Below are 15,260 nucleotides of genomic sequence, written 5' to 3'. Positions count from 1 at the left end.
TTTACAATCTATTATTGAGTTCTCAAATATTTCATCAATACTTTCATCTGCGGTTTGTCTTTCCGGTAATCGTTCTCCGGATGAACGGAAAGAATATACCTGTTCCATCTGGCACCGGCCGCCCAATAGGTACCGTTCACGCCTTCCGCACTAAGATAAGCCAGGAAATTGTCCAGACATTCCAGCCAGCGCTCATCGTCTGCCGGAACTCCGTATTCACCGACAAGCCCGCGAAAATCATTCTCTTTCAGCCACTCCACAAAAGGCCGCATACGCTCCACGCCAATGTACGGATGTGCTTTTTCTTCCTCATACGAACGGCGGTAAATGCCCGATCCGTCTTCATCAAAGTAGCAATGCGCTTCGAATATCAGATTGCGTGACGGGTCGCGCAAGTTCTTCAAATCATCACTGACCAGTTTCCAGCGTTCGGCAGAACTCCAATGATTACCACCCACCACAATGGCATTCTTCGCATCATTTTTGCGAATGGAGTCGATGGCTGCCTGTGCAATCCCTACCCACGGAGTAGAAGCCAGCATATCATGCGGTTCGTTGATCAGGCCGTAACCGTACAGGCCTTTGCAGTCTTTCAATTCTCTGGAGATCGATCCCCAAGCCGATGCAAAATGATCGATCGAAAGGCTGTCGCCTATGATGCGGTCCTTACCATCGTCCTTACGCCGGCCGTAATTGTGCATATCGATCAATATCTGCATGTCGCGCTTATCTGCTTCGGCCAATAAGAATTTGATATAATCCATCTCTTCCCGGTTCAATTCTCCGTATAACTTACGCTGTATGCGTTCCCATTTGAAAGGTAATCGAATCAAAGTGAGTCCTTTGGACTTCCAGTAGTCCAGCTCGTCCGTAGTCGGGTAGTGATAATCTTTATTAAAGCGCCCCACTCCCTCCATCTTTTTGTGGAAGAACTCCGCCCCTGCCAGATTCACCCCGAACGGTTGCGGCTCTCTTCTGCTTGCTTCAAAAGGAGAGATGCTCCACTGTCCCGGTTTATCCGTCAAGTGATAGACAATCGTAGCGCCTTCCGCAATCTCGGCATGGCGTATCCATGTCCGGTCCAGCAGTTTTCCGTTCAGACTGACAGACTCTATATAATTGACTTCGGGAGTCGACTTAACGGTTTTAATATCTATTTTCTTGCCATTCTCCATTGTCAGCGTCACCTCCGAAAAAGCCGGAGGAAGCAAATAGTAGAAATCCTGTCCGGCATTGGGAAAGAAACCGATCGATGTAAAGATGTACCATGCCCCCATTGCTCCGCTATCTTCATTCTCCGGATAACCGGTAGCCCGGGAGAAGTGGTTTTTCCGGATAAAATCTACATATTTGGCGGTTTGACCGGGACGGTCGCAGTGGCTGAAGATAAAGGGAGACAGGAATCCCGGTTCATTGTCCAGTTCGATCAACTCTTTTTCGAATCCATAAGTAAGCCTGTCTGCCATCGCCTCTTTCCCTCCGCAAAGACGGATCAGACGACTGAACTGATGAGGAGCGAACAATGTGTACACCCAAGAATTACCTTCGTAGAAATATTCCACCCACGGACCGTAGCGCAACGCCGGATCGATACCGATCCATTCGCCGTTCTCTTTGCGCGGACCGACAAAGCCATTGAAACCATGACTTTCCAGATTCGGATTAAACAAATTCACCCACTGTTGGGAACGGTTTTCCAGATAGTCCGCCGTCTCATCATCCTTCATTATCCTTGCAATACGTGCACCGCAATCGTCATTGTAGGCATACTCCATAGTGTAGCTGCAACTCATCCTTGCTCCCGTTTCAGGAATCCATCCCTTTTTCAGGTAAAGGCTGTCACGGGCATGAAACGCATTCCATTTCACCAGTTCATACGCCTTCTGGCGGTCGAATCCTTTCAGGTTTTTCACGAAAGCATCGGCTATGATATTGTCCACGTCATCTCCGCCCTGTTTCATCTCCCATTCCAGAGAGCTGGTAAAGGTCGGAGTACACTCTCCGTCGTGAGCGAAACGGTCTATAAAAGAATTCACCGTTTTTGCCACGAAACTCTCATTGACAAGCATCATCAAAGGATACTTGGTGCGCCATGTATCCCACACGCAGAAATGATCGTCAAGATGAGGTTGTCCGCTCGTCCAACGGGGATTGTCGCCCGTACGATCGCGGGGCATCACAAAACTATGATACATGGCTGTATAGAACAGACGCTGCTCTTCTTGGGTTCCCCCTTTTACATCGATAGTGGCAAACACATCCTCCCAAGCAGATTTCGCCACACGCTTCACCTCGTCGAAGCTACGCGCACCGATCTCCTGTTCCAGATATTTACATGCATTCTCCACACTTCTGAGTGAAACGCCGATGCCCAGATGGACAGTTTCAGCCTCTTCCGGCAAACTCAAACGGGCATACAGAGCCTTCGTCCCCTTATCGGTGACTTTCACCTCCTTCAATTTCACATCCGGACGCATGGCAAAAAACACTTTGTAGGGAGCAGCGCTTCCGAAACCTCCGGCGTATTCGCCCCAACCGGTCAGCAAGCCCGATGCCTTGTCGTATTCGATATTCCCTCCCAGAAAAGTACCTTTCACTATGGGGACAATGTGCTGCGGAATGTTGTGTTTCATATCCAAAAGGATATTCTTGTTACCGGATTTCGGATAGGTGAAGCGGTAGTACACACTGTGGTGAGTGGGGGTTATTTCGGTTTTTATCTTATAGCGGTCCAAATTTACCTTATAATAATAGGGCGTAGCCACTTCATCGGACTTAGGAGAGTCGTGTTCCGTCTCGCCGGGTTTGAAACCGACCTGCGGAGAGATAAACACCTGTCCGTAGCGTCCCCACCCAATGCCGGAAACATGCAGCTGTCCGAATCCGCGAATCACATCGTTTTCATCGTATCCGTTGTGACCGCCGTTGGGAGTTTGCGGCGCCGGGTTCACAGAGCCATGCGGCAACTGAGGGCCAATTACACAATTACTGCTGTTCTTTACCCCCATGAACATATCTACCAGAGATACCTTATCCGGATTTCCGGCGAAAAGACAAGTGGGAATAATTATTAATAAGATGAGTAAAGGGTGACTTTTCATTGTATTCACAGATTCTTTAATTAAACAATTTAGCTTTCTTGACAGAAGCAAAATAAGCCCAAAAAAGAATCCGCTTATGCAAAAATATAATCTATGTATACCAAAATATGACAAGAACAATATTTTGGTATACATAAATTAGATTCAGTTGCAAAAACTACGGAAAAAGTTATTTCTGATTGTCCACCAACTCTTCCCAACCGTATGTTCTTTATCGTAATAGATATAATAACGCTTAGGAGACTTCACCTGATTGTAGCCGGAAAAATTGATATGGGGAGGGCAAATATTATCTTGCAACCCTACGCCCATGATGATGGGACACGTAATACGCGGTGCCAGATTCTTACTGTCGAAATAGGAAAGCAACCGGTATATTTCGTCCCAACTACTCTCCTCATGGCTACGCAGATACTCTTCGAACACACTACGCGGCCAGGGTGCGATCTTAAAATAATCCTCAAAATCCGACAGGAAAGGGATGTAAGGTGCTGCCGCACAGATGCGTCTATCCAGTGCACAGGCTGCCAGCGTAAAAGCTCCGCCCTGACTTCCGCCTTCGGCAAAAATCTTCTCCGTGTCCACCTCCGGACGTGAACACAGGAAGTCGATCCCACGCACCAAATCCATAAATGCCCCCCGATAATAGTATTGTGATTTATCTTCCAGCCCGTGTACGATCCATTTGCCATAGGTGTTGACAGGAAGCTGAATGCCTTGCCCTCTGGTGGAAAGGATAAACTCGCAAAAGCCGGGCAGATTATCCGGACGAGGAAAACCACCCCCGGAACCATAGCCCAGAAAAGAGATGACAGACGGAAACTTGCCCTTTTGCTTGGGAACGGCGTAATACCCTTCGATACGGACATTTCCTAACGAATACATTTCCACCCGGTAGATGTTTTTGGCTCCTTGTGACTTCTCTTCCAGTAAAGTCATGCGGTAATCGGGAACAACTTCGGAAAGCTCTTTCAGCGTAGTTTCCCAGAACTGGTCGAAATCGGGTTCGACATCGACGGGAGAAATAATCTGTTCCGGGCAATATCCCATATTAAATTTCAGAAAATCGCTTTTTACACCTTGTTGTTCTCCATACAAAGTAATCCGGTAAAAACCCGGAGCCGGCGGAACGAAAGAGACGGGTTGCTCAAAATCTCCTTTCACCCGGTACACAAAAGAGTCTACCGGGAGATAGGTATCCGTCGTCACGCTGCAAACGAGATTAAACTCCCCTCCCGCCGCAAGCGGTTGTTTCGGACGTACACGGAAATCGATTGTCTCTGTATTTTCGAATACCCAGTCGCTATCGTCACAACGAATATCCAGCATCAGATCGTCCATCGGAGTTATGGATTGCAGGAGTATATTTTCTGTCTTCAACCCTCCTGCACCACCGTTGTCGTACACCCGGATGGCAATGAGATTCTCTTCACCGAATCGCAACAGTCCCGGGCTGATCTTGTATTTACGCATACCGCCATAAATAACTTTATATTCCGGTGGAAACTCTCCCATCCTACCGACAGAGACCCCGTTGACAAAAACCTCATCCACGTCATCGGCAAATTCATATCTTATATATAAACCTCCGGCATTCGTTACGATCGGTTTCCAATCCTCGGAAATCATGAAATGCTGCCTGTACCAACCATAACCGTCATAGCCGTCATAACCCTGTTCTTCCCAGTATTGCCTGGAAGAGATAGTGCCCCATTGGTTATCGTCGAATTCCGTAGTGGCCCATGCGGATGAATCGCCCGTCGAGAATTTCCATTGCTCATTCAAGGTGAGCATAAAGTGAGTCTCCGCACCCACAGCATATGCAAACAGGGTTTGCAACACACAAATAAATAGGATAACCCGATGTCTCATTTTTATAAAGTTATAAAGCCTCTCCCCAACCCTCTCCGTGGGAGAGGGAGCTAAAGTTAGTTCTGTTAATCAATTGTTTACAAGTCATTTTTTGCTCCCTCTCCCACGGAGAGGGTTGGGGAGAGGCTGTCATTTCAAAAAAAGCAGATTCAAGATAAAGTGATACAATGAACTTATTATCTTGAATCTGCATAAAAAAAACAATACCTCTTTTATTTATTATCCATTCAAATTTTTCTTTATTCTGATTCTACCGGCTTGTACAAGGGACAAGACACGGAGACTTCTTTTACTTCACTACTACCTTTTGGCAATCCATAATATAAATACCTTTATCCAATCCATTGACAAAATTACTGCCCTGGCTCAGTTCAACCATCTTCACCAAACGGCCATCCAATGCATACAAACCTATCATCTGCGCCTTGCCCGTCTTAATTTCGACAGAACCGTTATGGGAGATAATCGTCAACCGGCCGGTATCTTCCGTCGAACCCAATCCGGTAGGGTTATCGTCACCATGGACGATTGTCAACAGTTCATCAACAGTTGCCTGCATGTAAGCATGAAAAGCAGAAACTCCCGCAGCTTCCGGATTTCCATCGGCTACTTTTACGAAAGCAGTCCCCACATCGTTCATCAAATGGAGTCCTACGACAGCATCTCCTTCTACCGCACGGTAACCGGCATGGAATGCGTAACCATTTTCCGGAACTACCGGAGCTGGTTCTGCCGTAACGCTCATCTGTACATCTGTTGCCGTAAAGGTCTTAACCTCCGAATTACTTGTTTTAGCCAAATAGGGAACATTGGCTTCGATGGCGGATGTTCCCGTAAAGATGACTTTCTCACCATCGGCACCCGTAAACTCTTCTACGGTTACATCTCCCTTATCCGCACTGAAAGGCAAGCAGATGGTAGACCAAACATCAGCAGTAAAGTTATGGGAGTAGGAGATCCGGTCGGCCGTAAATAATCTCACGTTATTGAAATCGGAACCTTCCGTCAGAAGTATATTGGCTGCTCTACCCTCTTCGTTATCAAATACAACCACGTTATCAACGCCCTCTGCGATAACAACATCCGGATTCACATAAACCAGGCAGTTCGGATTTAAACCTTCCATTTCGGGAAGTTCCGTCAGGCCGGCCACTCCGGTAAGGTCAATCGTAGTAATCCTAACGGCTTGTTCTTCGATAATCGTACGGAACGTTTCCGGATTCCAGTCTCCCTCCAGAATAAGATCGACAGCCGTTCCTTTATTTTCAAGAGGAATAACCACAATCTCTTCGATCTCGAAGGACGTCGATTGTACTTCAGAAGTAAGTACATCCCCTAAATATTCTGACTCGTACCATACTTTCAGCGTATGTATTCCCGCCGGCAAAGTTGTTCCTTCGAAAAGATCCGCTTCACTAACCGTCCACTCGGTCGTTTTATTATAATTATCGTCTCTGACCACCTCACCGTTTGTCAAAGGGAAAGAGGCAGCAGGCAATTCGTCTATCTGCCAACACAATTTCACGGTGGCGATGCTTGTATTAAATGCCGGATCATAAGAGTCTTTGCCGCCATTGGCATAATATCCTTTCAGGAATGTAATCACAGAACCATTCAGCAACAATTCATCGACTATTCCCAAATTCTCCGGAATACTTTCTCCATTCACCGTAAACAAGGGAGTTTGCAGTTCATCAACCAATTTGCCGACCTCCAGACTCAACTTCTTATAGTCATACGCCAACAGAAAACGCCCTCCGAGCCACCAGCCGCCATTGGGCAGAAAAGCGTATGCTTCGTTAGATTTCCATTTGGCCGGTATCACATCTTCCATAAAATCCTGCGTTTTGCTCCAACGCCCGATAGGGCTGAGTTTATACTCCCACCGTCTGCTGGTTTCACCTCTATCCACTACGTATCTCGTCACTCCATCTTCGCCCGGCAACGGCAGCTCCGTTCCGTCCAGATATAGCGGTTGTGCATCGCAGATGAACATAGTTCTGTACCACGGAGCATCCGCCGTTCCTGTATTCAGTTTCTTTGCATAAAAAGTGACATCCCGGTCTTCGGCCAGTTCAAAGAGTCTGGGTTCATCGGCAATAACCGGTCCTACACTTCCCTTAACGGCATCATTGCCTGAACCGTTCACTTTTCCTCCATAAATAACAGAGTAAGCATAGGTATAAATACCAACCTCCATGTTTTTATTCACAATCTGCTCTTTCTTCAAAGGAACCGTAATGGAATATATGCCATCCTCCCCTTTTACCAGTTTATGGTTGGTGTTATCATAATAAGTATGGGAATAATCCGGCCGGATGGAATCCTGAGAAAATCCGGCGTGAAGATAGAGATCCGCATCAATATTAGTCGGATCGTTCAGAGGGTCGGTTTCTTGCCCCAAAAGGGGAGCAGCTCCGACAATAAGTAATGCAATCAAAGTAGAAAACTGTTTTTTCATAATACAATATTTTTAAGTTTAAACAATCTGTTCTGCACAAAAGTAGCCCGACAAGCGATAAACAAATACAACAATATTATTTATTACTACCAAAATCCTGTTTACATAGCAATAGTGACCTGTTTCTGCGTAGCTTGTGGGTACTTTTCAACAATATCACGCCCAGCCTGCATTTTTTTGTAACGTGTCAGCGCTTCAATGTAATAATAGTCAGCATAATTAATGGATGCGTCGATCTCATACCCTCCCGGTAAATTGCCCGTGCAATGGAGCAGGAAAGACGGTTTTTTGATACCACTCTGGTAAGCATCAGACGACAGACTGAGCAGCATATTAACAGCCGCATCTCTATACTCTTCGGCTTTCTCCGTATTATCTTCCAATTGCACCAGCTCCAGCAATCCGGAAGCTACAATGGCCGCTGCAGATGCGTCTCTCGGAGCGTCCGGGATAGCCGGATCGTCGAAATCCCAATACGGAACATAATCTTCCGGCAAACGTTTGAGGTATATATCCGTTATTTTCTCGGCAAAACGGAGGTATTCCTTATCACCGGTTTCCCTGTAAACCAACGTATACCCATAAATGGCCCATGCCTGTCCGCGCGCCCACAGGGAGCTATCACTATATCCTTGATTCGTAACGCCTTTCAAGAACCTCCCGTCGATGGTATCGTACACCGCTACATGGTAGCAAGAACCGTCGGGACGAAACTGATTCTCTTTTGTCACCTTTGCATGGCTCACCGCCATGCCATAGTATTCCCTGTTGCCGCCATTCTTGGCCGCCCAAAACAGCAGTTCAAGATTCATCATGTTGTCCATGATGGTATTGTGTGGCCAGTTCATCTCCGTCACCATACCCGGCCACGAGAGGATTGTCCCCACCCGGGGGTCATAAAATCCGGCCAGTTTATCGGCACCTTTCAGCAATACCTGCTTGTATTTGTCGTCCTTTGTCAGTCGATAGGCATTGCCAAAGCTGCAATAAAACTGGAATCCCAGATCATGGTCGCCCGGATGCTCCGGATCGAGCAAAGGCACAAGCGATTCCGTATAGTGAATGGCTGCTTTCCTGATCTCTTCATTTTGGGTGTTCTCATAATCGTACCACAAGATGCCGGGCCAGAAACCGCTCGTCCAATCATAAATATCGATTTTATACCAGTCTGTGGCATCCGTATCGATGCAACGGGGCATCAATCCGGAACCTTCGATGGCATCCAGTGTTTTCTTTATCTGCGTGTCACAATACGATAATTGCTTTTTTGTTCCGACTACATCTGTTTCTCTCAGTCCCGACAGCAAAAGCAATACTCCTGCGCAAACCAACACACAGCTCATCAATCTTTTCATCCCAACTATTATTTTACATTTACAATTCTCTTCATTAAATCTTCATCCCTCGACGAAGCTCCCACCATGATTTCATAGTCTCCAGGTTCCACCGTATAGTCCATCTTCTTATCATAGAAAGCAAGTTTCCCTGCCGGTAAGATGAAAGAAACTGTCTTGGTTTCGCCTACACGAAGGGGCACGCGCCTGAAGTCCTTCAACTCTTTCACCGGACGCGTCGCACTGGAATAGAGGTCGCGGATATACAACTGCACAATCTCCTCCCCATCCGTTGTTCCCGTATTCGTCACTTTCACGGACACTTCCACACTGCCGTCCCCCGACATCTGCGCCGAGGAAACCGTGAGATCCGAATACGCATATTCCGTATAACTCAGGCCGTATCCAAAATAGAACAAAGGCGTACTCTCTCCGATGGCATACGGATGAAAATACATGGACGGCTTATGGTTATAAATCATCTGTATCTGTCCCACATGGCGCGGAACCGTCACCGGCAGTTTGCCGGAAGGGTTTACTTTTCCATATAATATTTCGGCAATGGCCTGTCCTCCGAGACTACCCGGCTCCCACGCTTCGACTAAAGCATTGGCATGACCGGCAATCCATTCCACCCCCAACTGACGCCCGTTTACTAAAACCACAACGGTAGGAACTCCCGTTGCCAGAATGGACTCCACAAGTTCCTGCTGTAACCCTGCCAGATTGATATCCGAACGGTCGCAGTCTTCGCCACAAGTTTTGTCGTACCAGTTGGTCCGCAAGGAATATTCTCCCACCGCCACAATTGCCAAATCGGCTTTGGCAGCCTGCTTTGCGGCCTGTTCCACTTTGTTTTTATCCATTTCCCGGATGTTCCATCCCAAATCCACAAATGAAAATTTAGTGTCGGGAGATACCAGTTTCAGCCCTTCGAGCACTGTAATCACATTCTCATCCGGCTGTGTCAAAGCCCAATCACCGAGAATCGTCTGATTGTCGGCATTCATTCCGGTTACGAATACATTTTTATATTTTGCTTCATCCAGCGGAAGTATGCCGTCATTGGTCAATAGCACAATGGACTTACGCGCCGCTTCCAATGCCGTGGCCTGATGCTTTTCATTGAACAGGACGCTTTTCGCCGCTTTCTCATCGGTAAAAGATTTCTCGAACAGTCCTAACCGGAATTTCGCAGCCAATATTTTCCGGCAAGACTCATCGATCCGGGCTTCCGTGAGTTTTCCCTCCTTCACCAGTTCAATCACCTTTTCGTAAAACTCCGGTCCATGCATGTGCATATCCATTCCGGCATCTACCGACTGGTAGAAAGCATCTTTATTATCCACTGCCGTGCGATGCAAGTCGTGTATATGCTCGATGTCCATCCAATCACTGACTATGAAACCATCGAATCCCCATTCTTTGCGAAGAATATCTTCCATCAGCCATGGATTGGCATGACAGGGAATGCCGTTCAGTTCATTATGAGCTGTCATAAAGCTATATACACCGGCATCTACGGTCGCCTTAAAGGGGGGCAGGAATACCTCCCGGAGTGTCCGTTCCGAAATGTCTGTGGGAGAGCCGTTCGTTCCGTTTATCGGTTGGCTGCCTCCAATAAAATGCTTGGCACAAGCCAACACATTTTCCGCCTTTCCAAACCCGTCTCCCTGATACCCGCGCACGGAAGCCACGCCCAATAAAGATACCAAGTAGGGATCTTCGCCGAAAGTTTCGCCGACACGCCCCCAACGCGGGTCGCGGGCGACCTCTACATTGGGATTGAATGTCCACTGCGAACCTGTAGCACGCATCTCCAAAGCCGTTTGCCGGCAAATCTCTTCAACCAGGCCGACATCGAACATGGATGCCTGCCCGATGCTCGTCGGATACGCCGTAGTACCCACTACCTGCGCATTGCCGTGAATGGCATCGATGCCTATAATCAAAGGGATTTTGAGACGGCTTTTCATTGCCAGCTCCTGCAACTGATTGGCCTCCTTGACTGTGAGTACATGCAAGAAAGAGCCCACCTTCCCGTCTATCGTCATTTGTCTCACGTCTTCTTCCGTGATGCCGGGATAGAACCCCCGCGCCGTGTTATTACTCAATTCGTCTACCGTCAAATCCTGTGAAGCGGTTCGCATATGCTCCAAGCCGACCCATTGACACATCTGCCCCACTTTCTCCTCCAGAGTCATGCGCGACATCAAATCTTTCACCCTCTGCTCGACAGGCCGGCCCGCATCCAGATATAACGCACCGCCATCATCAGCAGCAAAAACCGATACGCCCATAGCAGCAGTAAAGGATGAAATAATAAAAGTACTGACTAACTTATTCATGTTTCTAAAGATTAGACTTTAATTACTAATATGAATGACACAAATGTAGAACTGATAAAACAAAGTGGATAGAAATATACTTTTCAAAGATATAAATACACTGCATTCTCACAATTATACCATATTTTTATAGGTTTTAAGAAGATATTTGCATCGCCAAAGAGAGCAAAGCCCTATATTTGAACATCTTAATTTCATCAGGCTATGAAACATACGATTTTAGTTTTATTAGGTTTGGCTTTATCTTTTTTTCCTGCACGCGCCTATCACTTCAGGAGCTATCAGGTGGAAGACGGATTGTCGCATAACAGTGTCTGGGCGGTTATGCAGGACAGCAAAGGCTTCATGTGGTTCGGGACCAACGACGGCCTCAACCGTTTCGATGGCAAGAAAATCAAAGTGTACCGCAAAATACAGGGCGACTCTTTATCTATCGGCAATAACTTTATCCACTGCCTGAAAGAGGATTCGCGAGGAAGATTCCTCATCGGAACCAAACAAGGGCTCTATCTTTTCGACGATAAGTTAGAGAAGTTCAGACACATCGACCTGGACAAAAACATAAAAGACGACGTGAGCATCAATGCTATTATGGAAGACCCTTCCGGAAATATATGGCTGGCCTGCCACGGATATGGCCTGTATGTCCTTACTCCCGAATTAACGACCAAGAAACATTATCTATCCGGTAGCGATCCCTATTCGTTGCCCTCCAATTACATCTGGAGCATCGTTCAGGATTATTACGGAAATATATGGTTGGGCACAGTGGGCAAAGGCCTTGTACACTTTGATCCTAAAGAGGAAAAGTTCACGCAAATGACACAGGCTAAAGAGTTGGGCATCGACGATCCCGTGATTTACAGCCTGTATTGCGACATAGACAATAACATCTGGATAGGGACGGCCACAAGCGGATTGATACGCTATACCCCCAGATCACAGAAAGCCACACATTATATAAATCATGTATTCAACATCAAATCCATCATCGAATATTCCGACCACGAGCTCATCATGGGATCGGACAAAGGACTGGTGAAATTCGACCGTACGCTGGAGAGTTTCGACCTGATCAACGACGATACTTCTTTTGACAACATGACGGATAAATCCATTTTCTCCATTGCACGTGACAAGGAAGGGTCTTTCTGGATCGGAACTTACTTTGGGGGCGTAAATTATTATTCGCCTGCCATCAACCGTTTCCAGTATTGCTATAACTCTCCACACAACTCTTCCAAAAAAAATATCATCAGCGGATTCGCCGAGAATGAAAATGGGGACATATGGATCGGAACGCACAACGACGGACTATACCTTTTCAATCCGAAGAGCCTGAGCTTCAAGAAGCCATACGACATCGGTTACCACGATGTACAGAGCATTCTGTCGGACCAGGACAAACTTTATGCAAGCCTTTACGGCAAAGGCATCCATATCCTGAACATAAAGAACGGACAGGTCAGCGCCTCCGCCAACGACATAGGAATTAATCATACCATCAACTCCATAGCCAAAACCTCCAAAGGGCAGATACTCTTCACCTCCGAAGGCGGAGTGATCTCGATGGATGCATCCGGCACGCTCAAGACCCTCGATTACCTGACCAACACCCCGGTAAAAGACATTGCAGAAGATTATGACGGCTCCATTTGGTTTGCCACCCATTCCAAAGGGCTGATACGGCTCACCTCAGACAATAGATGGGAAGTATTCGTAAATAATCCCGATAATCCGAAATCCTTGCCGGGAAATAATGTCAACTGCGTATTTCAAGACTCCAAATTCCACATCTGGGCAGGGACGGAAGGAGAAGGGCTGGTACGGTTCAACGCCAAAGAGCAAAACTTCGAACCAATCTTAAACGACCAGTCGGGCCTACCTTCCAACATCATCTATTCCATACTGGACGATTCGGACGGCAATCTGTGGGTAAGCACAGGCGGAGGGTTGGTTAAAATATCCTCCGACTTGAAAAACATTAAAACATTTGCCTATATCGGCGATATACAACGGATACAATACAATCTGAACTGCGCATTGAGAGCTTCCGACAACCGACTTTACTTTGGCGGAACCAACGGATTCATCACATTCAATCCGAAAGAGATTACAGATAACCCCAACAAACCGGTCGTCATGGTCACAGGTTTCCAGATTGCCAGCAAAGAGATAACACTTTCCGAATCGTCGCCACTAAAAGAGACCATCAGCGCAACCAAAGAGATAACGTTGCGGCACGACCAGTCCACTTTCAGCTTCGACTTTGTAGCATTGAGCTATCTTTCGCCGGAACAAAACAGATATGCCTACATCCTCGAAGGCTTCGACAAAGAGTGGCATTACACCTCCGACAATAAGGCCATGTACATGAACATCCCGCCCGGAACTTATGTATTCCGTGTGAAAGGCACGAATAATGATGGAGTATGGAGCGATGAAACGGCAGACATTACGGTGAAAATAAAGCCCCCGTTCTGGTTGTCCAACCTCATGATCGGCCTGTATATTGTCCTTGCCATCGGCATTATCCTTTATTTTATCCGGAGATACCACCGCTTTATCGAACGTAAAAACCAGGAAAAGATATTCAAATACCAGACGGCCAAAGAAAAAGAGATGTACGAATCGAAAATCAATTTCTTCACGAACATTGCCCATGAAATACGTACACCGCTCTCGCTGATTGCCGCACCATTGGAAAAAATAATTTTGTCCGGAGACGGAAACGAACAGACCAGGAACAACCTGGGGATGATAGAACGCAATGCCAACAGGCTGCTCGAACTGATCAACCAACTGCTGGACTTCCGTAAAATAGAAGAGGACATGTTCCACTTCAAATTCAAGCGGCAGAATGTCGTCAAGATTGTGGAAAAAGTGTATAAGCAATATTACCAGACGGCCAAATTCAACAAACTGGAAATCTCTTTGGAAGCGGAAAAGAACGATATAGAATGCAATGTCGACTCCGAAGCCATCTATAAGATTGTCAGCAACCTGATTGCCAACGCCATTAAATATGCCAAAAGCCAAATCCTGATAACCGTAAAAGAGAGAAGCGGAAACCTGGAAATAAAGATTAAAGACGATGGTACCGGCATTGAAAAGCAGTATATGGAAAAAATATTCGAACCTTTCTTCCAGATACAGGATAAGAACAACGCTGTGCGGACAGGCTCCGGCCTGGGGTTATCGCTATCGCAATCGCTGGCCATGAAACACAACGGAAAAATTTCCATCGAATCGGAATACGGAAAGAACTGTAATTTTACACTGACAATCCCCATTGCCGACGGAACAGAGGAAGAGGTACAGGAAACGGAAGCTGCCATACCCGAAAAGAGTGAAATGCCCGAACAATCGGTCGTGGAAGCGGGTACGAGGATCATCATCGTGGAAGACAACACGGATATGCGGACTTTCCTTTGCGAAAGCCTAAACGACAACTACACCGTCTTTGAAGCAGAGAACGGAGTACAGGCACTGGAAATGGTGGAAAAAGAGAACATAGACATCATCATATCCGATATTATGATGCCGGAAATGGACGGGTTGGAATTATGTAACCGGCTGAAAAGCGATCCCGCCTACTCTCACCTGCCTTTGGTGTTGCTATCTGCCAAAACGGATACTTCCACTAAAATAGAGGGTCTGAACCAGGGAGCCGACGTTTACATGGAAAAACCATTCTCCATCGAACAACTAAAAGCGCAAATAAGCAGCATTATTGAAAACAGGAACAACCTGCGAAAGAACTTCATCAAATCTCCGTTGCAGTATTTCAAACAGAACACGGAAAACAACGAAAGCGCAGATTTCGTGAAGAAGCTGAATACCATCATATTGGAAAACATGTCGGATGAGGACTTCTCCATCGACAGCCTTTCCAGCCAGTTTGCCATAAGCCGTTCAAACCTGCACAAAAAGATTAAAAACATCACAGGAATGACCCCCAACGACTACATCAAGCTGATCAGGCTGAATGAAAGCGCACGGATGTTGTCCACCGGCAAATACAAAATAAACGAAGTATGCTTCCTGGTAGGTTTCAACACACCGTCTTATTTCTCAAAATGTTTCTTCGAACAGTTCAAGAAACTTCCTAAAGATTTTATACAAATAACAAACGAATAAATAA

6 protein-coding genes are annotated in these 15,260 nt (G+C 46.5%); 1 reads left to right on the top strand and 5 read right to left on the bottom strand.

Annotated features, from left to right (window positions below):
• Positions 1-11: 11 nt before the first annotated feature.
• From HMPREF1532_RS09335 to HMPREF1532_RS09310, 5 genes are all read right to left on the bottom strand, one after another.
• On the bottom strand, positions 12-3,101 hold the full coding sequence (locus tag HMPREF1532_RS09335; RefSeq protein ID WP_005928176.1) for a GH92 family glycosyl hydrolase: 3,090 nt from the start codon (positions 3,099-3,101) through the stop codon (positions 12-14).
• Positions 3,102-3,245: 144 nt separating this feature from the next.
• The gene (locus HMPREF1532_RS21615) at positions 3,246-4,973 is read right to left on the bottom strand and encodes an acetylxylan esterase (RefSeq protein WP_005928174.1); all 1,728 of its coding nucleotides are present in this window, start codon (positions 4,971-4,973) and stop codon (positions 3,246-3,248) included.
• 289 nt (positions 4,974-5,262) lie between these two features.
• Positions 5,263-7,434, bottom strand: coding sequence for a hypothetical protein (locus HMPREF1532_RS09320; protein WP_005928171.1), 2,172 nt, complete (start codon positions 7,432-7,434; stop codon positions 5,263-5,265).
• A 101-nt stretch (positions 7,435-7,535) separates the two neighbouring features.
• Positions 7,536-8,789 carry a glycoside hydrolase family 88 protein gene (locus HMPREF1532_RS09315; RefSeq protein ID WP_005928167.1) on the bottom strand — a complete coding sequence of 418 codons (1,254 nt, stop codon included), beginning with the start codon at positions 8,787-8,789 and terminating at the stop codon, positions 7,536-7,538.
• An 8-nt stretch (positions 8,790-8,797) separates the two neighbouring features.
• A complete protein-coding gene (locus HMPREF1532_RS09310) occupies positions 8,798-11,116 on the bottom strand; it encodes a glycoside hydrolase family 3 N-terminal domain-containing protein (RefSeq protein WP_005928164.1) in 2,319 nt (772 codons plus the stop codon).
• Positions 11,117-11,320: 204 nt separating this feature from the next.
• Between HMPREF1532_RS09310 and HMPREF1532_RS09305 the strand changes: the two genes are divergently transcribed.
• Positions 11,321-15,256, top strand: a complete 3,936-nt coding sequence (locus HMPREF1532_RS09305; RefSeq protein ID WP_005928161.1) for a hybrid sensor histidine kinase/response regulator transcription factor — start codon at positions 11,321-11,323, stop codon at positions 15,254-15,256.
• Positions 15,257-15,260 lie beyond the last annotated feature (4 nt).

The sequence above is a fragment of the Bacteroides salyersiae WAL 10018 = DSM 18765 = JCM 12988 genome (genome assembly GCF_000381365.1).
In the GTDB taxonomy this organism is placed as follows: Bacteria; Bacteroidota; Bacteroidia; order Bacteroidales; family Bacteroidaceae; genus Bacteroides; species Bacteroides salyersiae.
The sequence above is the reverse complement of the archived record's forward strand: the minus strand, read 5'-3'. Positions and strand labels throughout refer to the sequence as shown.